This is a genomic window from Shewanella sp. MF05913 (assembly GCF_059758095.1).
In genome coordinates this window covers 1-26,477 of sequence record NZ_JCAYNT010000019.1, presented here as the reverse complement: position 1 = coordinate 26,477, position 26,477 = coordinate 1, and the positions used below count along the sequence as shown (strand labels likewise).

The 26,477-nt window shown below is 43.6% G+C and carries 19 protein-coding genes; 14 read left to right on the top strand and 5 right to left on the bottom strand.

The window, feature by feature from the left end:
• Positions 1-3 precede the first annotated feature (3 nt).
• Positions 4-510: a glycine cleavage system transcriptional repressor gene (locus AC19MV_RS18225; protein ID WP_498296293.1), complete on the bottom strand. Its 507-nt coding sequence runs from the start codon at positions 508-510 to the stop codon at positions 4-6.
• A gap of 300 nt (positions 511-810) precedes the next feature.
• On the opposite strand from AC19MV_RS18225, the gene AC19MV_RS18220 reads away from it, so the two are divergent.
• The 8 genes from AC19MV_RS18220 (at position 811) to AC19MV_RS18185 (ending at position 11,341) form a co-directional block, all read left to right on the top strand.
• Positions 811-3,066, top strand: a complete 2,256-nt coding sequence (locus AC19MV_RS18220) for an ABC transporter permease subunit (RefSeq protein ID WP_498309319.1) — start codon at positions 811-813, stop codon at positions 3,064-3,066.
• A gap of 58 nt (positions 3,067-3,124) precedes the next feature.
• Entirely contained in the window at positions 3,125-4,786 is a 1,662-nt protein-coding gene (gene pstA, locus AC19MV_RS18215) for a phosphate ABC transporter permease PstA (RefSeq protein ID WP_432401332.1), read from the top strand.
• A gap of 26 nt (positions 4,787-4,812) precedes the next feature.
• Positions 4,813-5,631, top strand: a complete 819-nt coding sequence (gene pstB / locus AC19MV_RS18210) for a phosphate ABC transporter ATP-binding protein PstB (protein WP_432401330.1) — start codon at positions 4,813-4,815, stop codon at positions 5,629-5,631.
• 50 nt (positions 5,632-5,681) lie between these two features.
• On the top strand, positions 5,682-6,386 hold the full coding sequence (gene phoU / locus AC19MV_RS18205) for a phosphate signaling complex protein PhoU (RefSeq protein WP_432401328.1): 705 nt from the start codon (positions 5,682-5,684) through the stop codon (positions 6,384-6,386).
• Positions 6,387-6,730: 344 nt separating this feature from the next.
• The gene (locus tag AC19MV_RS18200; RefSeq protein WP_498309317.1) at positions 6,731-7,876 is read left to right on the top strand and encodes a putative sulfate/molybdate transporter; all 1,146 of its coding nucleotides are present in this window, start codon (positions 6,731-6,733) and stop codon (positions 7,874-7,876) included.
• Positions 7,877-8,038: 162 nt separating this feature from the next.
• A complete protein-coding gene (locus AC19MV_RS18195) occupies positions 8,039-8,620 on the top strand; it encodes a DUF502 domain-containing protein (RefSeq protein ID WP_498296285.1) in 582 nt (193 codons plus the stop codon).
• 302 nt (positions 8,621-8,922) lie between these two features.
• Positions 8,923-10,893, top strand: a complete 1,971-nt coding sequence (locus tag AC19MV_RS18190) for a BCCT family transporter (protein WP_498296284.1) — start codon at positions 8,923-8,925, stop codon at positions 10,891-10,893.
• 85 nt (positions 10,894-10,978) lie between these two features.
• Positions 10,979-11,341 (top strand): YajD family HNH nuclease, encoded by a 363-nt coding sequence (locus AC19MV_RS18185; RefSeq protein ID WP_432401320.1) that lies wholly within the window; start codon positions 10,979-10,981, stop codon positions 11,339-11,341.
• 922 nt (positions 11,342-12,263) lie between these two features.
• On the opposite strand, the gene AC19MV_RS18180 is transcribed toward AC19MV_RS18185, so the two are convergent.
• Positions 12,264-12,494: a DUF1289 domain-containing protein gene (locus AC19MV_RS18180; protein ID WP_498296280.1), complete on the bottom strand. Its 231-nt coding sequence runs from the start codon at positions 12,492-12,494 to the stop codon at positions 12,264-12,266.
• Between the two features lie 78 nt (positions 12,495-12,572).
• Between AC19MV_RS18180 and AC19MV_RS18175 the strand changes: the two genes are divergently transcribed.
• The 6 genes from AC19MV_RS18175 to megL all read left to right on the top strand — a co-directional run bounded on the left by AC19MV_RS18175 (position 12,573) and on the right by megL (position 20,430).
• On the top strand, positions 12,573-13,874 hold the full coding sequence (locus AC19MV_RS18175; RefSeq protein ID WP_498309315.1) for a methyltransferase: 1,302 nt from the start codon (positions 12,573-12,575) through the stop codon (positions 13,872-13,874).
• 251 nt (positions 13,875-14,125) lie between these two features.
• A complete protein-coding gene (locus tag AC19MV_RS18170) occupies positions 14,126-15,175 on the top strand; it encodes a 3-oxoacyl-ACP synthase III (RefSeq protein ID WP_432401314.1) in 1,050 nt (349 codons plus the stop codon).
• 58 nt (positions 15,176-15,233) lie between these two features.
• A complete protein-coding gene (locus tag AC19MV_RS18165; protein WP_498309313.1) occupies positions 15,234-16,109 on the top strand; it encodes an alpha/beta fold hydrolase in 876 nt (291 codons plus the stop codon).
• Between the two features lie 124 nt (positions 16,110-16,233).
• On the top strand, positions 16,234-17,928 hold the full coding sequence (oleC, locus tag AC19MV_RS18160; protein ID WP_498309312.1) for an olefin beta-lactone synthetase: 1,695 nt from the start codon (positions 16,234-16,236) through the stop codon (positions 17,926-17,928).
• A 45-nt stretch (positions 17,929-17,973) separates the two neighbouring features.
• On the top strand, positions 17,974-19,023 hold the full coding sequence (gene oleD / locus AC19MV_RS18155) for a 2-alkyl-3-oxoalkanoate reductase (RefSeq protein WP_498309310.1): 1,050 nt from the start codon (positions 17,974-17,976) through the stop codon (positions 19,021-19,023).
• A gap of 222 nt (positions 19,024-19,245) precedes the next feature.
• The gene (gene megL, locus AC19MV_RS18150) at positions 19,246-20,430 is read left to right on the top strand and encodes a methionine gamma-lyase (protein WP_498309308.1); all 1,185 of its coding nucleotides are present in this window, start codon (positions 19,246-19,248) and stop codon (positions 20,428-20,430) included.
• Positions 20,431-21,480: 1,050 nt separating this feature from the next.
• Here the strand turns inward: megL and AC19MV_RS18145 are convergent.
• The 3 genes from AC19MV_RS18145 to AC19MV_RS18135 are packed head-to-tail and all read right to left on the bottom strand — an operon-like array spanning position 21,481 to position 24,630.
• Complete coding sequence (locus AC19MV_RS18145; RefSeq protein ID WP_498296267.1) at positions 21,481-21,876, bottom strand: hypothetical protein; 396 nt, start codon at positions 21,874-21,876, stop codon at positions 21,481-21,483.
• On the bottom strand, positions 21,876-23,966 hold the full coding sequence (locus tag AC19MV_RS18140) for a bifunctional diguanylate cyclase/phosphodiesterase (protein WP_498309306.1): 2,091 nt from the start codon (positions 23,964-23,966) through the stop codon (positions 21,876-21,878). The genes AC19MV_RS18145 and AC19MV_RS18140 overlap by 1 nt, the downstream gene beginning before the upstream one ends.
• Before the next feature lie 40 nt (positions 23,967-24,006).
• Positions 24,007-24,630, bottom strand: coding sequence for a transglutaminase-like cysteine peptidase (locus tag AC19MV_RS18135; protein WP_498309304.1), 624 nt, complete (start codon positions 24,628-24,630; stop codon positions 24,007-24,009).
• Between the last annotated feature and the right edge of the window lie 1,847 nt (positions 24,631-26,477).

Below are 26,477 nucleotides of genomic sequence, written 5' to 3'. Positions count from 1 at the left end.
TTTTTAAGCTGACTGGCTCAATTTATCTAATACCACATCGTCACCCATTTCATACAGGGAAGTGGCAATCATCTCTTCCTGAGCGGGATCGGTAAGTCCTAGCTCCATTGTGGCCCTAAATAAGGCAATCCCGGTATGGCTTGCTGTTTCATATTGGCTACTAAATTTTTCAATGTTAATGCCTAATGCATTCATTTTATTAGAAATATGTAAAACAATACCCGGGCGGTCATAAGCGACAAGGTTGTAACGGAGTTGCTTGATAGGCTGTGCACTTAAACTGGTTTTAGAGAAGGTCATGGTGAGGCCGTCAATGCATTCAAGCGCATCAACCAGCTCATCCCATTTTAATGCTGGCACTTCTAACTGTAATATTGCGGCAAAAACACCATCAATATGGCGCATTTCAGAATCAAGCCAGTTGCCATTGTGGCGACTAACAACATTGGCGATCTGTTCTACTAATCCTTTTCTATCAGGTGCTTGCAAAGTGATAAGGTAACGCATCATACGATATTTCTCCTATATACATTGGCTGTAACACAACTGTCATCTTTACGTCATATAATCGCAGCCACTTAAGATTGTGTTATGGCTTTACGGTTGTTTAACGACGATTGACTTATGCAGCTAGTGGCGATTGAGTGATGAATAATGATAGGGCTTTACGCCACAATATTCGTTGTTAATTTACTAAGTTAAGTTAACGCTTTAGAAATCGCCATTCAGTCATAAATATTTATTGTTAGCACAGTAAACTACACAATCAAAGCGCTAATTATGGCATCGATTAATTATTAGAGGTTCTTAATGGAAAGTCAGGTAAATCAACCTGGTTCTGCTGAAAAAAGTTTACTTGCGGGTAAACAAGCATCACGCAGAGCATTTAAGGATAAAGCAGCAGAGTTTGGGATAACAGTCGGCGGCACTATGGTGTTTGTGGCTTTGTTATTAATATTTTTCTACTTGCTGTATGTCATCAAGCCTATCTTTGATGGCGCACATATAGAACCTGTAACCAGTGTGAGTTATCAACATACTGATGCCAAGACGCTAATGATTGGCAGTGACGAACAAAACGAAGTGTTATATCGCGTCACGCAATTAGGTACGGTTGATTTTTACTCATCAACAACGGGGCAATTAATCTCAACGTTTACACCGACCTTGCCAGAAGGCGCGACCATTACCAGTAGCGCTAAATCGAGCCCAAGCGAGCAACGCTTTGCATTAGGCTTAAGCAATGGCCAGGTGATAGTTGTCGGCATCGATTTTACGGTGACCTATCCGGACAATCAGCGTCAAATTACGCCTAAATTAACTTATCCAATCGGTGATGAACCCTTAACCATCAACGAAGACGGCGCCGTATACAACTTAGTGTTTGATTACAGCGGCAGTCGCATGAGTTTTGCCTACCAGGATGCTAATGGTGCATGGAAGCTCAATCGCCAAGAAGGCGAAGAAAACATGATGACAGAAGAAGTTGAATGGGCTTCTATCGAAGTGTTTGTTGAAGATGCACCTAAACAAGTAGTGTCAGCGTTAATGACGCCCGATCATCGCCAATTAATTTTAAGCACCACAGACAAGTTATTTGTGTACAACACTCGCGAGGCTGACGAGGTTGAATTACTGCAAGTGCTGGATGTTAAAAGGGGTGAGGCCAAAATTAAGCAAGTGAATTTACTTGCGGGTGCTAGCTCAATTATGATCAGCTACGACAGTGGTGTGATTAGCCAATATTTCCAGGTGAATGGCGATAAAGGCCGTTTGTACCAGCAAATTCGTGAATTTGACGATATCGCGCCAGTGAGTGCCATGGCGACAGAGTTTTATCGTAAAAGTCTTGCGGTATTAAGTTCAGAAGGGGAGTTAACCCTACTGTACACCACCAGCCAACGTAACCTGTTTGATGAAAAATACAGCCTGCCTAACCCTGGTTTAATGGCGTTTAGCCCGCGTTCAAATGCGTTGATTATTGAAGCAGATAACAAGCTTAATCTGTTTGCCGTTGAAAACGACCACCCAGAAGTTTCGTGGAGCGCCTTGTGGCAAAAAGTGTGGTACGAAGGTTACCCAGAGCCGCAATATGTATGGCAGTCAACTTCAGGTTCAGACGACTTTGAAGCTAAATTAAGTTTAATGCCATTAGCGTTTGGTACCATGAAAGCCGCGTTCTACGCCATGATGTTTGCTGTGCCTTTAGCCATTGCGGGCGCAATTTACACGGCTTACTTCATGACACCTAAAGTGCGTAATGTGGTTAAACCGACTATTGAAATTATGGAAGCATTACCAACAGTTATTTTGGGTTTCTTAGCGGGTTTATGGTTAGCGCCACTGATTGAAGATCATTTACCCGGCATCGTGGTGTTATTGATGTTATTGCCAATATCGATACTATCCACCGCATTTGCATGGAGCAAAATGCCAGAAACCTGGAAGCACCGCTTACCAGAAACCTATCAAGAGCTGATGTTACTACCAGTGATAATCTTTGTTGGTTGGTTCTCGTTCACCATTAGCCCAGTGATTGAAGTGGCATTGTTTGACGGTAACACGCGTCAATTTATCACGAATGATTTAGGCATTACCTTCGACCAACGTAACGCGTTTGTGGTCGGTATTGCGATGGGCTTTGCGGTTATCCCCACTATTTTCTCGATTGCCGAAGATGCGATTTTCTCGGTTCCTCGACACTTATCAAACGGCAGTTTGGCATTAGGTGCCACCAACTGGCAAACCTTGACCCGAGTGGTGTTGTTAACAGCAAGTCCAGGCATTTTCTCTGCCATTATGATGGGACTTGGCCGCGCCGTAGGTGAAACCATGATTGTATTAATGGCAACTGGTAACACAGCAATATTAGAGTGGAGTGTGTTTGAAGGTATGCGTACCTTGGCAGCGAACATTGCGGTAGAAATGCCAGAGTCAGCCATTGGCAGTTCGCACTATCGAGTGCTGTTCTTAGCCGCCTTTGTCCTGTTTATATTCACCTTCTTCTTCAACACCATTGCAGAAGTCGTACGTCAGCGTTTACGCGACCGTTATAGCTCACTGTAAGGAAAGATGATGACTCATATATTGATTATTTCGCCAATCGCCTTGAGAGGTTTGTGCAATGGGTAAGTGGTTTAAATCAGGTTCACCGTGGATTTGGATGACCGGTGGTGCCGTAAGTATCAGTTTAATTGCCGTTTTAGGCTTATTACTGTTAATCGCATGGCGTGGCTTAAGTTACTTTTGGCCAGCTGACATTTACGAATGGCAACTAGAAGATAACAACGGAGTGAAAAGCACCTTAATTGGTGAGATTTACGACCGTGAAGAAGTGCCAACAGAGCGCTTAATCTCAGCAGGTCATAAATTCACTGAACACCCTGGTGAGTTTGTCACACGTTACCTCGTTAAAACTGGTAACCGTGAATTTGTTGGCCTGGATTTTCGCTGGATTTTAGCCACAGATATCGTGAGCCGCACTACACCGGCTGATGTCGCAAAACTAGAACGTACCAAAAACGGTAACTTCTATGGCTACCCAGTGGCAGTGATTGAAGATGGCAAACGCCTAGAACTCAATAACGAAGCCGATATTGAAGCCTCTTTATTTAGCCATATTGACCGTGCGGTAGACATTGCTGACCAGGCATTAAGCTTACAAAAATCGGACATTGGCTCAATTAACTATCAAATAGAGCGCCTACGCTTAAAGCAACGTGGCTACGAGCTTGATGGCGAACTAACCGACAAGCGCAAAGCCGATATTAAAGCGCAAATAGAGCAACTAAACCAAGACTACCTTGTGCTTGAAAAAGACTTGTTTGCACTGCGCGACCAGGCTGCTCGAGACTCGGTTGTAGTGCGTGACATGCGCGGTGAAGAAGTCATACTCAAACTAGACTCTATTTTAGATGTTAGCTACGTTAACCACATGAATGTCATTCAAAAAGTGGGTCACTGGTTTGTCGGTATTGGCCGATTTGTCAACGATGACCCACGTGAAGCCAACACTGAGGGTGGAGTATTCCCAGCCATTTTCGGTACTGTGTTCATGGTGATGTTAATGGCTGTCATTGTGACGCCATTTGGTGTTGTCGCAGCGATTTACTTGCACGAATACGCTAAGAAAGGCCCAATTACTAAGATGATCCGTATCGCGGTAATTAACTTAGCGGGTGTACCGTCGATTGTTTATGGTGTGTTCGGTTTAGGCTTCTTTGTTTACATGATGGGCGGATCAATTGACCAATTGTTTTTCCCTGAAGCGTTACCAGCACCGACATTTGGCTCACCAGGGGTGATTTGGTCTGCGCTTACATTGGCCATCCTAACTTTACCGGTTGTGATTGTATCGACAGAGGAAGGCTTAAGCCGTATCCCAAGTGCGGTACGTCAAGGCAGCCTGGCATTAGGGGCAACCAAAGCAGAAACCTTATGGCGCATTGTTGTGCCAATGGCAAGCCCAGCCATTATGACCGGTTTGATTTTAGCGGTAGCGCGTGCAGCGGGTGAAGTAGCACCGTTGATGTTGGTGGGCGTGGTTAAATTAGCGCCAACGTTACCGATTGATATGAACTTCCCGTTTGTGCATTTAGAGCGTAAGTTCATGCACTTAGGTTTCCATATTTACGATGTAGGCTTCCAAAGCCCTAACGTTGAAGCAGCTCGCCCATTGGTGTATGCAACATCGTTCTTATTAGTATCAGTAATTGTTGCACTTAACTTAACCGCGATTAGCGTGCGCAACCATTTACGTGAAAAATTCCGTTCGCTAGAACACTAATTAGCGATATCCTGAAGGAAAGAAAAATGATTTCTATTGATAGTTCAGCAATGCAAACACAAGCAGTTGATTTAGTTAACTTACCCGCGCAGGATACCGCACTTGAGATCCGTAACCTTGATTTACGTTACGGTGACAAACAAGCGTTATTTGATGTGTCGATGAAGATCCCTAAAAAACAAGTGACGGCATTTATTGGTCCAAGTGGTTGTGGTAAATCAACGCTGTTACGTTGTATTAACCGCATGAACGACCTGGTTGATAACTGTAAAATCGACGGCGAAATTTTGCTTCATGGGCAAAATATCTATGACAAGAAAGTCGATGTCGCGTCATTGCGTCGTAACGTCGGAATGGTGTTTCAGCGTCCAAACCCGTTCCCTAAGTCAATCTACGAAAACGTGGTTTATGGCTTACGTTTACAAGGGTTAAATAACCGCCGTGAATTAGATGAAGCTGCAGAGCGTTCGTTACGCGGTGCAGCAATTTGGGACGAAGTTAAAGACCGCTTACACGACAATGCTTTTGGTTTATCTGGCGGTCAGCAACAACGTTTAGTGATTGCACGCGCTATTGCGATTGAGCCAGAAGTGTTATTACTCGATGAACCGACATCGGCGCTGGATCCTATTTCAACCTTAACCATTGAAGAGTTGATCACTGAGCTTAAACAGCAGTACACCGTGGTGATTGTGACGCATAACATGCAGCAAGCTGCACGTGTGTCAGACCAAACGGCGTTTATGTACATGGGTGAATTGGTTGAATACGCCGATACCAACACGATTTTTACTACCCCTAAAAAGCGTAAAACCGAAGATTACATTACCGGTCGTTATGGTTAATCCTTGCGATAAACGCTTTTAATAAACAAACAAAATGTTAGGTGGGTAAGATGGAAAAAATGAATTTAAGTAAACACATCTCTGGTCAGTTCAATGCTGAACTTGAAGATATTCGTAACCGTGTATTGGCCATGGGCGGTTTAGTTGAGCGTCAACTTGAGCAAGCACTTGATGCATTAACCACATTAGATGCTGAACTGGCGCAAAAAGTGATTGAAGGCGACCACAGAGTTAACGGCATGGAAGTGGCGATTGACGAAGAGTGCACCCGTATTATTGCTAAGCGTCAACCCGCAGCAAGTGACTTACGCATGATTATCGCCATTTCAAAAACCATTGCAGATCTTGAGCGTATTGGTGATGCATGTGTGCGTATTGCCAAAGCGGCACTCGAAAAACGGGCAAATAGCCAGCAACCTTTACTTGTCAGCATAGAAAGCATGGGCCGTCACGCAACGCGCATGCTGCACTCAACCCTAGATGCGCTTGCACGTATGGATGCTGAGCAAGCTCTTGAGTTGCATAAAGAAGATGCCAAATTAGACAAAGAATACGAAGGTATTATTCGTCAGTTAATGACCTACATGATGGAAGATCCACGCTCAATACCAGGCGTGTTAGATGTATTATGGGCCGCTCGCGCAGTAGAGCGAGTTGGCGACCGTTGTAAAAACATCTGTGAATACGTAATTTACTATGTAAAAGGTAAAGATGTTCGCCATACTTCTTATGAAGACATGGAAAAAAACCTGTAACGTTTCAATCATATGATGTAAACGTTTTACACGACAGTTAATCGTGATGCTATGTTTGTTAAGCCCCTTAATAGGGGCTTTTTTATACCTGTTAAACACGTTTTCGGCGAGTTTTTCACTATATCTAACGGTATCAATCAAGCGGCTTTTGCTCTACGTTGTCGCTATGCAAAAGGGAACAACCACTGTAATTCATTTGGACATAATGACAGTATTGATAATATCTACTGGTTCAAATTGTCCCAATAATTTTGTCAATCAGTCTTTTACTTTGACGTGGATCTCACTTTTGATGTGGCACTGTAATTGCTATGTTTGAGTATCTATTACCTTCGGCAAGATTTATGAGACGTGAAATCAATCGATACGACAACGTCAATAAGATTTCAGGTGAATTTAGTGGCGCATTTGCGGACTTAGGCACCTTCCTTCCTTTAGTGTTAGGTTTAATTGCGCTTAATCACTTCTCTCCACAAGGGATATTTTTCGGTTTCGGTTTGTTTGCATTATTTACCGCACTGTATTACCGAAGCCCCATGCCTGTACAACCTATGAAGGTGATCAGTGCGTTAGTTATTGCAGAAGGAATGTCGCTGGGAATGCTCCAGGCATCAGCCATATTAATGGGTATTATCCTGTTGATATTAGCTTATAGCGGTATTATTCAATGGATGGCCAAGCAGTTATCGCCAGCAATCAGTATTGGTATCCAGTTAGCAATAGGACTCCAGCTTATTTGGCTCGGTGGTGTCATGATGAGCGAAACCTGGTTTATTGGTTTATTGGCCTTTGGGTTATTGTTTGCTAGCCGTTATATGTCAATGCAATATTTGGTCATGCCGTTAGTGATTATCCTTGGTATTACTTGGCAATATACCAGCGGTACAGCGCCTAGTTTTAATTTTAGCCAGGCCAGTGCATGGCAATTAAGTTGGCCGAGTATCGATGAATGGGGCTCTGCTGCAATGTTATTAGTATTACCGCAATTAGCCTTAACATTAACTAATGCGGTGATTGCCGTATCAGCAATGGCGAAACATAAATTCCCAGAAGATGCCGCTAAATTTGAGCCGCAACAATTTGCTAAGAGTTCTGGTTGGGCTAATTTATTGTTAGCGCCTTTTGGGGCTACAGCCATGTGTCATGGCGCCGGAGGACTTGCCGTACAATATCACTTTGGTGCTCGGACATGGTTAGCCCCCACCATTTTTGGCAGTACATGTCTACTTATTGCTATTTTTTGGGGCCAGGGCATTGCCAGTGCTTTATCATTTATTCCTCTCGCTATTTTAGGCAGCTTACTTGCCATAGCCGGTACACAATTAGCGTGGTCAAAGCGTTTTATCGATGGTAAGCCTTTTTGTATTTTTGTTATTTTTTCAACCGCAGCAACATGCTTATTAATCAATACAGCAGCAGGCTTGGCCATTGGGGTGTTATTAGAGTTAGGCCGTCATCAATGGGTGAATGTCGCTAAAACAAATAAGTAATCTATTATGTTTGCAGCCTGTGATATGAGATACACATAGCCGTTAACAGGTTTTAACCGATCCCAGATTGTTAGCCGATGCTAAACATCAGTAGATTTGAAGTGACTAATCAGCAAACTGTGTTAACATTTTTGACCTGTTTTTTCTGCTTTTGTGTGTTTAATGAAAAAGACCCTTGCCCGTGGTTTAATGAATTTATTGCCGATGGTGTTATCCATTTGGCTTTTTTGGTCGCTATTTATATCACTTGATGGTTTAGGTAAATTATTACTTGAACTTGTGGGTGTTCAATCTGTGTTTGTCGGCGCCGGTTTTGGCCTGGTTGCCAGCCTAGTGTTTGTCGCAGGTTTGCTTTTTTCAGTCAGCCCTATCGCTTGGGTTTACGGTTGGATTGAGAAGCAACTGATGAAATTTCCGTTGTTTAAATCTGTGTATGGCAGTATTCGTGATATTGCTAGTTTAATGAACCGCGACGGCGAGCCTAAAACCCAAAAAACCGTATTAGTGAAACAAGCCAATGGCGGCTATGTGGTAGGGTTTATTATGAGTGAGTCAGCGCCGCAGCCGTTAGCGGATGCTTTGCCAGATGGCGATTGGGTGCCAGTATTATTTCAGCTCAGTTACCAAATGGCTGGAGTGACCAGTTTGGTTAAACGTGATGATTTGATCTTTGTTGATTGGTCATTTGAAGATGCAATGCGCTTTAACTTAACGGCAGGTATTGCCAACAGTAAAGCGGAATAACGTCATCACATTTAGGACTATCCATATTAGGAGTATCACTGACGTTACTCGCTCCTTAAGCCTCATTGCATCTTACATAAGTGTTGAAAATAAAGGTTTCAGCCCAATTTGTGGCTGAAACCTTTTTTTATACCGATTAAAGCGCAATGTTTATCACAAATCGCAGACTTTCCATTTGTTTTATTTTTGTCTATGGTAATATCTGCCCTTATCCCAAATTGAAATAGAATTTATGTTGGCTTGAGCAATTTTGTTCATGGCTGACTCATTTTGTTTTTATTTTTCTCTATCTTGGAGATTTTATGTCAATAAAGTCGAGTATTAATCCGCCGGTGTTTATTTCATCGGTGGTGATCATATTTTTTATGGTGTTGCTCTGTGCCATTTGGCCAGAAGGCGCCAGCAACTTCTTTAAAAGTGTACAGTCATGGTTAGAAATTAAAGCGGGTTGGCTTTATATTCTAGGCGTGGCGGTATTCTTAATTTTTATCCTTTTTGTCATGGTCAGCCGTTTTGGTGATATTAAATTAGGCCCTGACCATTCAGTACCTGACTACAGCTATAAAAGCTGGATTGCTATGCTGTTTTCAGCAGGTATGGGTATTGGCTTAATGTTTTTTGGTGTGGCAGAACCGGTAATGCATTTTCTTGCGCCGCCAGATGCAACACCTGAGAGCATTCAAGCCGCTAAAGATGCGCTTAAAATTACCTTTTTCCACTGGGGTATCCATGCATGGGCTATTTACGCCGTTGTAGCATTAAGCTTAGCGTATTTCTCTTATCGTCATAAATTACCCTTGCTACCACGCTCGGCGCTATATCCGTTAATTGGTGACCGTATTTATGGCCCAATCGGTCATGCGGTTGATACCTTTGCGGTTATCGGTACCATGTTTGGTGTGGCAACGTCATTAGGTTTTGGGGTGTTACAGGTAAACTCTGGTTTGAGTTACTTAATGAGTGACATTCCAAATAACACCACTGTACAGGTTGGTTTGATCATTGTTATCACTGGTATTGCGACATTGTCAGTGTTTTCTGGTTTAGATAAAGGGGTTAAACGCTTAAGTGAGCTTAACCTTGGCTTAGCCTGTTTGTTACTTGCTTTTGTGTTGATTCTTGGTCCAACCGTGATGTTGTTACAATCATTTGTACAAAATACCGGTAGCTATTTAAGCGACATCGTAGGCAAAACGTTTAACCTCTATGCTTATCAGCAAAAAGATGATTGGATTGGTGGTTGGACATTACTGTATTGGGGCTGGTGGATTTCATGGTCACCATTCGTCGGTACCTTTATCGCCCGTGTAAGTCGTGGTCGTACTATTCGTGAATTCTTAATCGGTGTGTTGTTTGTACCCAGCGCGTTAACCTTCCTATGGATGACCGTATTTGGTAACACAGCTATCGACGCCATTATGAACCACGGTGCAACCTATTTAGCTGAAGCGGTATCAAGCGATGTGTCAGTGGCCTTGTTTAAGTTCTTTGAACACATGCCAATGTCTAACGTACTGTCTGTTATTGCACTGTGTTTAGTGGTGACGTTTTTTGTAACCTCATCAGATTCGGGTTCATTAGTGATTGATAACCTGACCTCTGGCGGTGATGCAAATGCGCCAGTATGGCAACGTATTTTCTGGGCCTTATTACAAGGTGTGGTTGCATCAGTGTTGTTAGTTGCGGGCGGATTACAAGCTCTGCAAACTGCCGCGATTGCCAGTGCATTACCCTTCTTAATTGTAATGCTGTTTATGTGTGTTGGATTATACCGAGCATTGCAAGATGACTGGCTTAAAATCAACAGCGTACAGTCGCACAACACCAGTGTGCAGTATGTAAAAGCGAACATGAGCTGGCAAGACCGTCTTGACGTTTTGGTGTCACAACCAAGCCATCAAGATGCACAAGTGTTTTTAGACACAGTTGCACGCCCAGCATTGAATGAAGTGAAAGATACGTTTATCGCTAAACACATCAATGCTGAAATTATATTGAGTGAAGATCGCGTACGGTTGGTCATTGGTTCAGATGAATCACTGGCATTTGCGTATGGTTTACGGATCCGAGCGCATAATATGATGGGTGCAGAATTAACCGATAAAAATGCTGAGCAGGCATTCTATCGCGTTGAAGTGTATCTTGAGCATGGTGGACAGCAATATGATGTGATGGGTTATACTCAATCACAGATTATTGCCGACATTATTACTCAGTATGAGCGTTATCTACATTACCTTTATTTATCGAATTCATCTCCAGTAGCTGAATAATCGTAAAATAACAGCGTATAAACAATTGCCCCAAGCGATAACAGTGATTATCCTTGGGGTAATTTTTTTGTATAAGTGATGCATCATGTCAACCAATCAAAACCCAAGTAAATTAGATAAAGTCTTAGCAGAAGCCAGAGACTACAAAGCCTCCCGTGAAAAGGGTTACCGCGAACAAGCACTTAAATTATACCCATGGGTCTGCGGCCGCTGCACCCGAGAATTCACCCATAAAAACCTTTCTGAACTCACGGTACATCACCGCGATCATAACCACGACAATAATCCTTCAGATGGCACTAATTGGGAATTATTATGCTTGTACTGTCACGACAATGAGCATTCTCGCTTTGAAGAACTCATCCGTTACGGCAGCACCAAAGAAGCCAAACAAGAAGCCGCCACCTTCAATCCATTCGCAGACTTAAAAGCGATGATGAAGAAGTAGGGGTTACCCGCGTTTGGACACGCCAACACTTCATCATTCAAATAACGCCGACTACTCCGTCGTTTGCTCATTCGTATTCCGATGACGCCGACTACTCCGTCGTTTGCTCATTCGTTTTCCGATGACGCCCACTACCACGTCGTTCCGGCAATGCTTTTAAGCCGGAATCCAGGTGTTGATTTTGGGGTTTTAGGCCCTAGGCCCTAGATTCTAGGAACTCGCAAGCTCGCCAGAGAGCCGACTTCGTCCTTCTAGAATCTAAGAAACACCTGGATCCCTGATACAAGCACTCAGGGATGACGTGCGGGTGGAGCTAAACGGCATCATACAAATAACGCTCACTTGCTCATTCGTATTCAGATGAGATTCACCATTCCGTCGTTTGCTAATTCGTATTCCGACGACGCCTACTACCACGTCGTTCCGGCAATGCTTTTTAGCCGGAATCCAGGTGTTGGCTTTTTGCTTTTAATGCCCAAGCAAGGTCAACAGAAACACCTGGATCCCTGATACAAGCACATCAATGACGTGCGGGAGGGGCCAAGCTTTACCTAGAACCTAGAAGGACGAAGTCCGCGCTGGGCGAGCTTGCGAGCTCCTAGAACCTTAAATCTAAGAAACACCTGGATCCCTGATAACAGATCTCAGGGATGACGGGCGGGTAGGGCGACAGTTTCACCTAGAACCTAGTACCTAGAACCTAGAAGGACGAAGTCCGCGCTGGGCGAGCTTGCGAGCTCCTAGAACCTTAAATCTAAGAAACACCTGGATCCCTGATACAAGATCTCAGGGATGACGGCAAAAGATGACGGGCGGGTAGGGCCAAATGGCACATTTGCTTATTAGAATTCAAATACCGCCTACTACCACGTCGTTCCGGCAATGCTTTTTAGCCGGAATCCAGGTGTTAGCTGTTAGGTTTTTACCTCTTGTTGATACGTTTCTCTGCTGCTAGCCATTCGGCGCGAGACAAGGTTTTGTTATTACTGTCACCCATAAACAATTGTTTTCTGTCGTCGAGCTTATCTACAATCTGTTGTTTTTGCTGATCTGTGGCTTGTGACCAAATGACAATTTCGTCGATGTGGCGAAAACAGCCCATACAATAATCGTCAGCATTTAAGCCACAGCGGGCGACACAAGGCGAGTGCATAGTTTACAATTCCGGTTTGGGTTATCTGAGCCCGCATCCTATCATTTCAATCAGCCAAGGTTAACTGTCAGCATCAATATGTCTTCAATCGAATATCAACATACGTTTACAGCACTCGATTCATTGCTTGAATGCTTAACGCCCTTGTGGCAGCTGGTGGCATTTGAGTGTGACCACTTACCTTGGCAGGTGTCATTTCCTCATCTAGCGCAAAAAGTGTGGCAATTAGACGATGCTGAAATTGATGTAATTGATGCTGATCAGCAATTATTAATCGACACACTGCTTCCAAGCTTGATAAGTGACCTCAAACAAAGCCAACACCAACATGCAGCAGAGATCATTGAACAGTTAAGCTTGTTAGTCTTTACTTTGCCTACAAGCAGCATTAGCGCAGTAAGTAAACAAGCAGCATCAATGGCTGAACAACACACTGATTTAGCCCATTTCAGCGCGCATATTAAAGGTCGCAAGTGGCAACAAATCACGGCTTTTTCCGAGCAAATCGACCCGCAATTTCAAACGGCATTAATGCGTTTACCGATATTAGAATGGTGCGCTGGCAAAGGGCATTTAGGCCGTTTAGTCGCAAAGCAGCAGCAAGTGGAAGTCACCAGTCTCGAATGGCAAGCTAACTTATGCCAGCAAGGTCAGGCATTTGCCAAGCAATGGCAGTTATCGCAGCGATTTATCTGCGCCGATGCGTTTGCACCGCTTAACCCCAATGAAACGATATTTTATCCGCAGCAACATGTTATTGCATTACATGCTTGTGGTGATTTGCATGTGCGTTTATTAAACCTTGCTACTAAGGCCGACACTCAAGCGATTTCGATTTCGCCTTGTTGTTACCATTTAATCCAAGACTCACACTACCAACCGTTATCAACTCAGGCTAAAGCCAGTAAAATTAAGCTTTCAAGGCATGACTTACAACTGCCATTACAGCAAAGCGTCATTGCCAGTCCCAAGCAACAGGCATTGCGCTTGCAAGAAGTGTCGTGGCGTTTAGGCTTCGACAGTCTGCAACGTCAGGTGCGAGGTATTGATGCTTATCTGCCCGTGCCAACAGTTAAACAAAGCCAACTCAGCGGCAGTTTTGCCGATTTTTGTCTGTGGGCTGCAAATCACAAAAAGTTAGTGCTTCCTAACGACATCGACTTCGATACATTTTTACAACGCGGAATAGCGCGACAACGACTCACAAAACGCATAGACTTAGTCGCGCATTTATTTCGTCGAGCATTAGAAGCTTGGTTATTGCTCGACCGTGTGTGTTTTTTGCAACAGCATGGATATGATGTTTCGCTGAGTGAATTTTGTGCAAACAGTGTTACACCGCGAAATGCCTTTATCCAGGCAATTAAAACAACAGCTTAAGTTGAATAACATGTACATTTACAACTAAGCCTTTGTTTAAGCTATTTTATTTAACGTAAGTCTGTAATAATCAAGGCGCTAGTTAATCAACAGCCTTCACAAAGCCGTAAAAAAAACGCCAAAGATGCCGACTTAACTGCGGTTTTTGATTGAATAATGATGCCATTCTTGTTCAAATGGCGGGTTAATAATGAATAACAATTATTCTAGTGGCTTTGGGCTTGCTAGAGCGAAGCGAATTATACGGTTTAATGAAATATTCACGCGTCTTTATCAATAGTCTGGCTTATGAGCTAGCACCACAAATAGTGTCGAGTAGCGATTTAGAATCTCGCTTAGCACCGCTATATCAAAAGTTTCGTATTCCAATGGGGCAACTTGCCGCATTAACGGGTATTACTGAGCGCCGTTGGTGGCCAAAAGGCCATCGTTTATCAGACGGCGCTATTGCCGCTGCACGTAAAGCCGTCAACGAAACGGGCATTAATGTCAGTGACCTAGGCGCAGTGGTTTATACCGGAGTGTGCCGTGACCAACACGAACCCGCTACCGCGTGCCGCATAGCTGCTGAGCTTGGTGTGTCAAAAGATACTGCAATTTACGACATCAGTAATGCCTGTTTAGGGGTGTTGTCGGGTATTTTAGACATTGCTAACCGTATCGAGCTTGGGCAAATTAAAGCGGGTATGGTGGTGTCGTGCGAATCGGCACGAGACATCGTCGATGCCACAATTGACCACATGCTAGCTGAGCCGACAATGCAAAACTTTGCCCAGTCGCTGGCAACGCTAACGGGCGGTTCAGGCGCAGTGGCTGTTATTTTAACAGACGGTAGCTTGCCACTCACAACCACACGTCAACATCAATTACTGGGTGCCAGCCATTTGTCTGCACCAGAACATCATCAATTGTGTCAATGGGGCCTGCAAGAAGCAGGGCACTTATTGTATCGCGAGTTTATGCGTACCGATGCGGTTACCTTGCTTAAAGAAGGTGTCGAGCTTGCTAAACACACGTGGGAACACTTTTTAGAGCAACGCGACTGGGTTGTTGAACAAGTCGATAAAGTAATTTGTCATCAAGTGGGTGCATCAAACCGCAGACAAGTGCTCAATGCATTAAACATTCCGCACGAGAAAGAATATCCAACCTACCAAAAGCTTGGCAACATGGGCACAGTGTCTTTACCTGTTACCGCCGCCATCGCACACGATGAAGGTTTTTTACGTGTTGGCGATCAGGTCAGCTTTTTAGGCATAGGCAGTGGTTTAAACTGCATGATGTTAGGAATAAAGTGGTAAGCCTTAGGCTGCACTGAATTTTTGCATATCATTATAAAAATAGTTAACAGGATGCATCATGCTAGACAACTTACTGCCCTTTAAAAGTCATTATTTAGACCGTAACGGCAATAAACTCCATTACATCAACGAAGGCCAGGGCGAGCCAGTGGTTATGGTGCACGGTAACCCGAGTTGGAGTTACTACTACCGTAACCTAGTGAGCGCGTTGAGCGATCAACACCAGTGTATTGTGCCAGACCATATTGGTTGCGGCTTATCAGACAAGCCCGATGATCCACAATACGATTACACCTTAAAAAACCGTATTGACGATTTAGAAGCGTTACTTGACAGCTTAGACGTAAAACAAAACATCACCCTCGTGGTACACGACTGGGGCGGAATGATTGGTATGGGCTTTGCGGCTCGTCATCCTGAGCGTATTAAACGTATTGTGTGTTTAAACACTGCCGCGTTTCATCTGCCAAAAACTAAGCCGTTTCCCTGGGCATTGTGGATTTGCCGCGAAACCTTACTAGGCACTTTGCTAGTACGCGGTTGTAATGCATTTTCGTCAGCAGCATCCTATGTAGGTGTTAAACGTAAACCCATGAGTAAAGAAGTGCGCGAAGCATACGTAGCACCGTTTAACTCGTGGAAAAACCGTATTTCGACCTTACGCTTTGTACAAGATATTCCACTCAAACCGGGCGACAGAAACTACGATCTAGTCAGCAGTATTGGCGACAGTTTAAGTCAGTTTGCGAACGTGCCAACCTTGATTTGTTTTGGTTTACAAGATTTTGTATTCGACAAGTATTTTTTAGAAGAATGGCGACAGCGAATGCCTCATGCAACGGTGCACGAGTTTGCTGACTGCGGTCATTACATTCTTGAAGATGCCAGCGACGAAGTAATTGGCTTAATTAAAGACTTCATCGAAAAAAACTAATTACACCCTAAAAGGCTCATTTGAGCCTTTTAGCTATTTCATCGTCTAACATTATTTATATATTGGCGTCCTTTTAGCGGTTAGCCAGCATATTCGTTATTCACATTAGCCAAATTGAAGCCACATGACCCAAACCTCTGCACTTGCTAATGCCAATATCTGTCAGCACCTTAAAACGGCTGCGCAAACCATGCCTGTCGAGCTGGCTGTTGCTGTGCAACACGCTAAGCAAGGCCTGTTCAATTATCAAGAAATCGACTTTGCGACCTTACACCAACAATCAGACATGATTGCCAAAGGGCTTATTCAATACGGGATCAAGCGTGGCATGAAAGCGGTGTTAATGGTCACCCCAAGCATTGAGTTTTTTTCGTTAACGTTTGCCCTATTCAAAGCCGGTATCATCCCCATTTTAGTCGACCCAGGCATGGGCATTAAAAACCTTAAACAGTGTTTTGAAGAGTCGCAACCAGACGCCTTTATCGGTATCCCTAAAGCGCATATCGCCAGGCGCGTACTGGGTTGGGGTAAAGGCAGTGTTAAACAGGTGATTAATGTCGGCGGATCAGGGTTACAGCGCTGGTTAGCTAACGCTACAAGCCTTGAAACCATTACCGAAATCGGTCGAAATGAGGCTTACCCCTTTGAAATGGCCTTGCTAAAACCAGATGATATGGCGGTCATTTTGTTTACCAGTGGCAGCACAGGTACGCCAAAAGGTGTGGTGTACAGCCACGCCATGTTTGAAGCACAAATCAGTGCCCTAAAACATGATTACGGCATTAGCCCAGGCGAGCGCGACTTAGCAACGTTTCCGTTGTTTTCATTATTTGGCCCTGCGCTGGGTATGGCATCGATTGTGCCAGACATGGATGCCAGTAAACCGATAACGGCAAATCCAGTTAATTTGTTTGCCGCAATTGAGCAATATCAATGCAGCAACATGTTTGTAAACCCAGCCTTGTTAGAGCGTTTAGGTCAAGCAGGCGAGCAAACTCAGCATAAACTAAACAGCGTTAAGCGAGTGATATCAGCAGGCGCACCGGCAACCATTAGTTCTATTAAACGCTTTAGCCACATGCTCAACCCACAGGTTGAAGTGCTGAATTCTTACGGCGCGACAGAATCGTTACCCATCAGCATGATTGGCAGCCATGCATTGTTTGCAACCAGCGAACAGACCGATCAAGGTAAGGGCATTTGTGTCGGAAAACCAATCTCGACAGTTAGCGTTGATATTATTGCCATCACAGATAATGCTCAGCCTAATTGGGTCGATGTTAAAAAACTTGCCGCTAACGAAATTGGCGAAATTGTCGTCAGTGGGCCAATGGTCAGCCAGGCTTATTATCAACGTCCACAGGCCACTGAATTGGCTAAAATTAACGATGCTGAACACGTTAAGCATCGCATGGGTGACGTGGGGTATATAGACGATAATGGCTTATTATGGATGTGTGGTCGTAAAGGCCATATTGTCGATGCTACGCGTGGCCAGCAAAGAATAAAGCGCTTTTATACATTACCCTGTGAGCGCGTATTTAACACCCATCCACAAGTAAAACGTTCGGCCATTGTGGGCGTTAAGTTAGGTGATAATATCGTGCCTGTATTGTGTATTGAACTGCAAAACGACATCGTCTGCTCAACGTCTAAAGCACTGTATCAAGAGCTATTAGCTATCGCAGAACAATATCCACACACCGACGGAATAGGGCGCTTTTTAATTCATCCTCAATTCCCGGTCGACGTGCGTCATAACGCAAAAATCTTTAGAGAAAAACTGGCGGTTTGGGCACAAAAGCAGTGGAAAGAATAAGCCTCGTCTCAAAGTTGTCTTAAAGTATTAAATAAGGTCATCAGCATGAATCTGACAGATTTACATCCTCTAGAGCAAACCGCGCTTAAGCAATTAGCATTGTCGGTCGACAAGGTATTTGTCACCGGTGCCGGTGGCTTTTTAGGATGGGCGATTTGTCAGCGTTTAATTGCTGCAGGTATTCAGGTAGTGGGTTTTGCCCGTGGTGATTACCCAAAACTGGTAGAACTGGGCGTCGATATGCACCGCGGCGATATCAGTGACTACAAAAGCGTTAAACAAGCCATGCAAGGTTGCGACATGGTGTTTCATGTTGCATCAAAGGCAGGGGTTTGGGGCAGTAAACAAAGCTATTACTCGCCCAATGTCGATGGTGCAAACAACATTATCAATGCCTGTAAAACGCTTAATATTCAACGTTTAGTCTATACCAGCACCCCAAGCGTGACGTTTGCCGGGCGTGATGAAAATGGGATTAACGAATCAGCACCTTACGCAGACTCATACCTCAATAATTACGGTGAATCTAAAGCCATCGCAGAGCAACAGGTGCTTGAGGCTAATTCCGCGCAACTTTACACTACTGCTTTGCGGCCACACTTGATTTGGGGACCAAACGATCCTCATCTTGTGCCTAGAGTGATTGAGCGTGCACGGGCAGGGCGGTTAAAGCTCGTGGGTCATGAAGATAAACTGGTCGATACCATTTATGTCGACAATGCTGCTTATGCTCATGTTTTAGCCGCGTTAGATTTAGTGACTAATGCTAAATCTGCAGGTAAAGCGTATTTTCTCAGTAATGATCAACCTATAACCATGGCTGATATGCTCAATCGTATTCTCGCCTGTGTTGATTTACCGCCAGTAACCAAACGTGTTCCAGCAAGTGTTGCTTATGTCGCAGGCGTGGTACTCGAAACCGCATATGGTTTACTCAATAAATCGCAAGAACCTATCATGACGCGTTTTGTCGCAAGACAACTGTCTACCAGCCACTACTTTGACATCAGCGCAGCCAAACAAGACTTAGGTTACCAGCCTCTTGTTAACATTGACCAAGGCATGCAAAAGCTCAAGCAATCTTTGCTGAACTAATCGCCTGCTGTCACACATCTTCTGCGTGCATTTACAGCACTCAAATAGGTGATTTAAACGATGTAAACAGCTGTTTGTAAAATTGTTTTTACATCGTCCACAGGGTTATTTTTCAACAATCACTTGGTTATATTTTATTCCGCTGTATCTTAAATTCCGACCACCACAACAATAACCCCAAAGAGGGTAACAACTCATAACAAGGTGGCGCAGGGAGAAGCAATGCAAAATAACAATCAAGGTAAATGGAATTTAGCCACATTAGCCATTCATGGCGGACATCAACGCGAAGCCTTTGGCTCGCTCACCACCCCTTTATACCAAACCGCGACCTTTGTTTTTGACAGCGCCGAGCAAGGCGGAGCCCGTTTTGCAGGCGAAGAACCGGGTTATATTTATACTCGCCTCGGTAACCCAACCACCGCAGAACTTGAACGTAAAATGGCGCTACTAGAAGGCGCAGAAGACGCCGCTGCAACAGCATCGGGTATGGCAGCAGTATCAAGCGCATTATTGACACATTTACATGCAGGCGATCATCTCGTAGCGTCTAAAGCCGTTTATGGTTGTACCTTCGCGCTCATGACCACTCAGCTAACGCGCTTAGGCATTACGAGTACATTAGTCGACTTCACCGACATGAACGCAGTTGAGGCGGCGATTAAGTCAAACACCAAAGTATTGTTCTGCGAAACCCCAGTCAATCCTCATCTGCAAGTGTTTGACCTTACCGCGATGGCGAATGTCGCTAAAGCGCACAATCTGGTGTCAATCGTCGACAACACCTTTATGACCCCACTATTGCAACAACCGCTTTCATTAGGTATCGACATGGTGATCCACAGCGCCACCAAATACTTAAACGGCCATGGCGATGTGATAGCCGGGATTGTGTGCGGCAATGCAGAACACATGCACAGATTAAAATACGAAATATTGAAAGACTTTGGTGGCGTCATATCACCACACGATGCATGGTTAATCTTACGCGGGTTAAAAACCCTAGACGTACGCTTAACCCGCCATTGCGACAACGCCGAAGTAATAGCTGAGTATTTAGATAAACACCCTAAATTCAGTCAGGTGTTTTATCCAGGCTTAACACACCACCAGGGCCACCGCTTTGTCGGTAACCAAATGAAACGCGCCGGCGGCGTCATTGCATTTGAGTTAAAAGGCAACAAGCAAGACGCCATCAACTTTGTTAATCGTGTAAAGCTATTCACCATTGCCGTAAGCCTAGGCGACGCAGAATCGCTCATCCAACACCCCGCATCCATGACCCACTCACCTTATACACCAGAAGCCCGACTCGCCGCAGGCATCACCGACAATCTACTGCGTATCTCAGTTGGTTTAGAGAATGTTCAAGACCTAATAGCAGACATAGAACAAGCGCTACTGTAGTTAAATTATACAAGCGGTACGTCAACAGCAACACCTGGATCCCTGATACAAGCACTCAGGGATGACGTGCGGATGGGGCGAAACTAAATCATTTACCCATCCGTATCCAAACACCGCCCACTACTCCGTCTTTTACTATTCGTATTCAAACAACGCCCACTATCACGTCGTTCCGGCAATGCTTTTAAGCCGGAATCCAGGTGTAGGCTTTTTGCTTTTAATGCCCAAGCAAGGTCAACAGCAACACCTGGATCCCTGATACAAGCACTCAGGGATGACGGCAAGAAGATTACGACAACGCCCACCACTACTTCGTTGTTTGCTCATTCGTATTCAAGCAACGCCCACTACTCCGTCGTTCCGGCAATGCTGTTGAGCCGGAATCCAGGTGTAGGCTTTTTGCATTTTTAATACTCAAGCAAGGTCAACCGAAACACCTGGATCCCTGATACGAGCACTCAGGGATGACGGCAAGAAGATTACGACAACGCCCACTACTACGTCGTTCCAGCAATGCTTTTGAGCCGGAATCCAGGTGTTAGCTTTTTGCTTTTGTACAAGGTCAACAGAAACACCTGGATCCCTGATACGAGCACTCAGGGATGACGGCAAGAAGATTATTACAACGCCCAGTACAACGCTAGTAGGTAATGCTTACGACTACTTCATACAAATACCGCCCACTACCACGTCGTTCCGGCAATGCTTTTGAGCCGGAATCCAGGTGTTGGCTTTTTGCTTTTAATGCCCAAGCAAGGTCAACAGCAACACCTGGCTCCCTGATACAAGCACTCAGGGATGACGGCAAAAGATGACGTGCAAAAAGATGACGTGCGGGTGGGGCGACAGCTTTACCTAGGATCTCGAACCTAGCCCATGTATTCCGTGCGATGCGTTCTGTATACCGTTATCTAGTCACTAGAAGGACGTAGTCCGCTCTCAGGCGAGCTTGCGAGTTCCTAGTACCTTCTCTTACAAACACCCACAAAAAAGCCCAAATTAATGGGCTTCTGTTTAGCTAAGCTAATTAATGAAAACTAGCTTTTTAGATTAGTTGCTCGAAATAGTTCCAGCACCACCGCCTGAACCGCCGCCAAAACCTGGGCCGCCTGGAGCAGGAGCTGCACCAAATGCGCCGCCAGCTGCGGTTTGTAACTCTTCAAGGTTAGCAGCAACAATGGCAGGGTCTATGCCGTTTGCAATCGCAATCGCTAAAATTTCATCAGGGCTTAAACCCGCAGCATAAGCAGCTTGAATCGCTTCAATAATTAAAGCTTCATCACCATTAGCGGCAATAAATGCATTGGCTAATTGGGCCGATACATCAGATACCGGTGCATTCTGAGTGCTTGCGGTTAAGGTCTCTTCAGCTGCAATCACACCAGCAGACATGCCTGTGGTCATTAATGCAGAAACTAATAACAGGGTTAATTTATTCTTACGCATTATGTTGCCTCGTGATTCAGTGAGTGGCTAAAGTTATTCAACTCCAATGCACTTGTCCATGTGTTCGTTGCATTAGCAGGGATGATTGTACTGAAATTCCGTACGGCATACAATCCATTTCCCTGCAAACCGTCGATGTTCATGAGTGAAAAATGTTCACCTATCATAGCCGACTCAACCTGTGGCGCGATGATTTTAATACCAATACCATGACAAATTTGAGTGATGGTTTGTACAAAAAAGCGTGTATCAGACTCGGCTATATCACGGACGTAACTAGCATCAATCTTAATGTAATCAATGTTTAAGTTTCTAATGTAACAAAACGAAGTCAAACTTGAGCCAAAACGTTCAATCGCAATATCAATATCTAATTGCTTAGCCTGACGGATAAATCGCTCGGTCGATTCCAAAGAAAGCATCGCCGCAGACTCGTTAAATTCATACAAAAGTGGTGGAAGCGTTTTGTGCATTTTTTGATAAAGATCGAACAACCATTCAGTAAATACCGGATTATGTAACGCACGATTACTAATATTGATCGCCACACGAGTATGTTCGATGTGTTGCAACTTATAAAAAATGAAGCACACAACAGCCTGTTCTAACTCTTGCAAAACACCAAGTCGTTCAGCCATCGCAAACACATCTAAGGTCGATAACACTTCGCCTTCAACTTTAAAACGAACAAACGATTCGACGTATAAAATTGACTGATTATTATCAACCACAGGCTGAAGCATTAAATCGAAGATCTTGTCCAATGGAATGCACTTAATGGCAAAGTCTTTGCTATTACAGTGGCTAATCTCATTTTTAAAGTATTCAGTAAACTGAGTTAAAATACCGACCCATTCTTCGCGAGAATGGTTTTTTTTCATCATCTGAGCCGTGACTAGGCCGGTATCATTTTCGGCATATTGATTGTGCACAAGCTGATGGTCCAATCGTTTAACCACTTCGGCAAAATCTTCTTCATGATTAACACGCGTAAGCGAATGCTTAGCAAAGCCATGATTAAACCGACTCGAACTCTCAATCATAATGTTAGCGGCAATCTGTTGATCAATCTCTTTGGCCGCGTCTTCGGTCAACAAGCTTAAAAAGGCAAACTCAGAGCCAGAAATACGGTAAAAAGTCGCATCTTGTAACGCGCTTATTTGCTTACTGAATAACTGCGCACCAGACAAAATATAATCATCGCCACTGCCATAACCTTCATTATCGTTAACATGTTTTAAAGATGTCATCGACACCAGGCCTAAATAAAATCGATTACCATGCTGGTCGTACTCAGCTTGAATAGATTCAAAGCGCTTTAATAAAGCTCGGCGATTAGGCAGCCCTGTATGAGGGTCGATATACACTTCTTTTGATAACGCTTCTGCTAGCTGAGTTTGTTCGTTAAACGATCGCTGAATATTCTCAACCATACGATTAATCGCATTCACCACAGTGCGCAGTTCAGAGGTAAAAGGGTTTATTGAATTGATGCTAAAGCGTTTTTGAATCACCGACTCAGCTTGTTTTTCAATACTGCGCAGTGGATTTAACACCGCTTTCAAAATCAAATAAGCACAAATAAGGGCAATAACCAATTGCAATAATGTCGTCATTAAACTACTGACCGCATGGTCCCACAAACTTTTGTATGAGGTACCCGCGTGTGACTGCACCTTAAGTTGCCCCGCTATACGCCAGCCATCGCTAACTTCACTAGTCATCACAGGTGGGTGCAAGGTAAACCAATCGATAAACCATTGCGGTACTGCAAAGTTACCTTGCGGGTTCGTGCGTTCAAATATCAGTTTGCCATCCAAATCGGTAAACGTAATATGTTGGTAATAGCCTGAATCAAAAATAGCATTGGTCATGGTCTCGGCAATTACCAGACCTTCTTCATCCATATAAGGTGAAATAGATAAACCTAAACTGTGAGCAGCACCTTGCGCATGCGAGGCCAGTTGCTCATTTAAGTAAGTCCGCATATTAGCCACGTTGTTATACAGCGCAGCCCCAAAGCTAAAAATAGATAAGCAGCTTATTAGCAGATATAACTGCAACCTTAATGATATTCCCTTAGTAAACATTGTCCTCGCCACCATCATTTGCTCCATGTCTCATAGTCGGTTATTCACCGTTTTCAATTCTATTTACTAAATCAGTCCAACTTTTAGTGCCACTGCTGGTGGGCTTAGTACTGCCAAGACCTTGCGCCTTAGCTAACCATAAACCCTGGCCATTAAACGAATAAACAGGCTTTAAGTCACGGCGTTGGTTTGCCGGTAATATCCTGGTTTTTAAATTATCGAGTACAAGTGGCATCGCTTTGGGATTGTCAAAATAAATCAATACCATATGCGGTTCATTTATTAACAATGCTCGCACATACATCAGGCGCATTTTACTTTCATCAACGCCCATGGCCTTTAAGGTAAAATACTTAAATATCGCAAAGTCTTCACAATCGCCACCTTTAGTCCCTAACGACTCTATAGGTGTAGCCCAATAATCACCTTTACCCCAATGCTCACTATCACTTGTAAAGCGTATTCTGCGATTAGCAAACTGATTAGCTAAAAAAAGCCTATCTTCATCACTTGAATTTATCCCTTTGTTAATCGTTTCTTGCCAATCAACAAAATCATCTAATCGTTTAGCGCCATAGCGTTGCTCTACCTGGCTAAAAAAATCTTGAGTAAAGAGATTATCGGTGATGTTCGCAATACACACAGCCGAACACACCACTGACATCACAAGCCAATGACGATACTTATCTACACAAAACAACAAGAGTTTAATAGGTAAATTCCGTTATAAATGACACAAAAGAATAAAATTGTAATTATTTTACAAAAAATAACGTTAAATCAATGTCTATCATAATCTAGTTAATGCTTAAACGACAATATAATGGCGAGCTAATTGTTGTTAACACACACTTTACACATACCAGTAAATCAAAAGTGCTAGCGTACGCACTTACTGGATAGAACATCTATCGCTTTACAAAATAAAAGCGTTCGTTGACACCGCCAATTTTTTGGCATGTAAATTGTTAGTTAAAAATAGTGGTTGAAAAATTTATCATCATCAAAGGGCTTTGAGTGAGCCTTGATGTTATCTGTAAGTTTGAATTACGTTGGAGAAGGGCTGGTTTTATTAATTTTTTGTGTTGTTTAACAACAAGTTTATATACAACACAAAGCGAGCGCATATCTAAAGACTAATTAAAACAGACTGGCTAGAGTGAAGTATGTTGTGCACCAATTTGGTGCTATTTACCAACAGTGGATCTTTATAAAGCATTTAAATCAAGTGTAAATAACGAAAACAATAGTTAACAGCACTGTTCTGAAAACAATCAAGAGTCACAGAACTGCAACGTTAGTAAGCGTAAACTAAGGTTTATTTTTGCTAATAAAGCTAAAAAATGTGTAAAACGACGTAAAAATAGCACTTTATAAAAGATCGTCAAAAAACTGTCATTAACTTACCGTATACATTATAATTGCCAGCAAATAAGAGGACTGACGTAAAAACAGAGAGTAGAAAAGGAACATTCATACAAGGCATGATGCCAGCGAGAACTGTTGTTGAGGCAAAAAATCATCTGATTTAACCTCATTAGTTACCGATGCGATCTCATATCGTTGTTGTTTCCTGCTGTATCCCATTTACATCATTTAGGGTGTATATAAACACTCAATAAGTGACGTAAAGCGAGTTAGCAAATTAGTGAGTGAGTTAGTGAGTTAACAGACTCATCGGGCAAATGACCAACCGTCGAACGACAAGCAATCGAATGACACTTGCTAACAACAAGGAGTCTAACGATAAAGCAGTCAACGACAAGCAGTCAAATAGCCATCTAACCGCCACGAGCTTAGCTCGAAAGGGATCCTTTCTACTATTTCGCTCGGAAACGTCAAACCTCTAAAAATTTGCTCAATAGTTTACAAATACAATTTTAAAAGTGTTAAGCATATAAAAAATAAGATATATAAAACTCGCTTTTAAAATAACAATTTAACAGGTTTCACAGCAATCTAGAGGCTGCAATCTAGTGGCGGTAGCGTGCCTTTTTTTAGATAAAAGCACTTTTCTCGTCATCTAATAAGCTCTTCATGCTAGAACCTAGAACCTAGAACCTAGAACCTAGAACCTAGAACCTAGAACCTAGAACCTAGAACCTGAATCAGTAAGCGAAGCGTTCCGTACACCGTTATCTAGCCACTAGAAGGACGAAGTCCGTTCTCAGGCGAGCTTGCGAGTTCCTAGCACCTAGATGTTGCAACACCCGCACGTCATCCTCGAATGCTTTAATCGGGGATCCAGGTGTTGCTTTATCTTTATGACCTTTATGCTTTTACCTAGAACCTAGAACCTAGAACCTAGAACCTAGAACCTAGAACCTAGAAGTTGCACCTCCCGCACGTCATCCCTGAGTGCTTCTATCAGGGATCCAGGTGTTACTATTGTGGCTTAATGAATCTGTACACCGATATGAGGTAAACTCCTCCTTAATATAATACGGTGTATAAAGTAATGAAATCTCAACCCACTTACTCAACAGAATTTAAAATAGATGCTGCTAACCT

What these genes read in the sequence shown, in the direction of transcription:
- pstA (WP_432401332.1), top strand. Translation starts at nt 3,125, where the DNA reads ATGGGTAAGTGGTTTAAATCAGGTTCACCGTGGATTTGGATGACCGGT.
- AC19MV_RS18135 (WP_498309304.1), bottom strand. Translation starts at nt 24,630, where the DNA reads ATGTCAGTGGTGTGTTCGGCTGTGTGTATTGCGAACATCACCGATAAT.
- pstB (WP_432401330.1), top strand. Translation starts at nt 4,813, where the DNA reads ATGATTTCTATTGATAGTTCAGCAATGCAAACACAAGCAGTTGATTTA.
- phoU (WP_432401328.1), top strand. Translation starts at nt 5,682, where the DNA reads ATGGAAAAAATGAATTTAAGTAAACACATCTCTGGTCAGTTCAATGCT.
- oleD (WP_498309310.1), top strand. Translation starts at nt 17,974, where the DNA reads ATGAATCTGACAGATTTACATCCTCTAGAGCAAACCGCGCTTAAGCAA.
- AC19MV_RS18200 (WP_498309317.1), top strand. Translation starts at nt 6,731, where the DNA reads ATGAGACGTGAAATCAATCGATACGACAACGTCAATAAGATTTCAGGT.
- AC19MV_RS18185 (WP_432401320.1), top strand. Translation starts at nt 10,979, where the DNA reads ATGTCAACCAATCAAAACCCAAGTAAATTAGATAAAGTCTTAGCAGAA.
- megL (WP_498309308.1), top strand. Translation starts at nt 19,246, where the DNA reads ATGCAAAATAACAATCAAGGTAAATGGAATTTAGCCACATTAGCCATT.
- AC19MV_RS18220 (WP_498309319.1), top strand. Translation starts at nt 811, where the DNA reads ATGGAAAGTCAGGTAAATCAACCTGGTTCTGCTGAAAAAAGTTTACTT.
- oleC (WP_498309312.1), top strand. Translation starts at nt 16,234, where the DNA reads ATGACCCAAACCTCTGCACTTGCTAATGCCAATATCTGTCAGCACCTT.
- AC19MV_RS18180 (WP_498296280.1), bottom strand. Translation starts at nt 12,494, where the DNA reads ATGCACTCGCCTTGTGTCGCCCGCTGTGGCTTAAATGCTGACGATTAT.
- AC19MV_RS18165 (WP_498309313.1), top strand. Translation starts at nt 15,234, where the DNA reads ATGCTAGACAACTTACTGCCCTTTAAAAGTCATTATTTAGACCGTAAC.
- AC19MV_RS18175 (WP_498309315.1), top strand. Translation starts at nt 12,573, where the DNA reads ATGTCTTCAATCGAATATCAACATACGTTTACAGCACTCGATTCATTG.
- AC19MV_RS18140 (WP_498309306.1), bottom strand. Translation starts at nt 23,966, where the DNA reads ATGTTTACTAAGGGAATATCATTAAGGTTGCAGTTATATCTGCTAATA.
- AC19MV_RS18145 (WP_498296267.1), bottom strand. Translation starts at nt 21,876, where the DNA reads ATGCGTAAGAATAAATTAACCCTGTTATTAGTTTCTGCATTAATGACC.
- AC19MV_RS18195 (WP_498296285.1), top strand. Translation starts at nt 8,039, where the DNA reads ATGAAAAAGACCCTTGCCCGTGGTTTAATGAATTTATTGCCGATGGTG.
- AC19MV_RS18190 (WP_498296284.1), top strand. Translation starts at nt 8,923, where the DNA reads ATGTCAATAAAGTCGAGTATTAATCCGCCGGTGTTTATTTCATCGGTG.
- AC19MV_RS18170 (WP_432401314.1), top strand. Translation starts at nt 14,126, where the DNA reads ATGAAATATTCACGCGTCTTTATCAATAGTCTGGCTTATGAGCTAGCA.
- AC19MV_RS18225 (WP_498296293.1), bottom strand. Translation starts at nt 510, where the DNA reads ATGATGCGTTACCTTATCACTTTGCAAGCACCTGATAGAAAAGGATTA.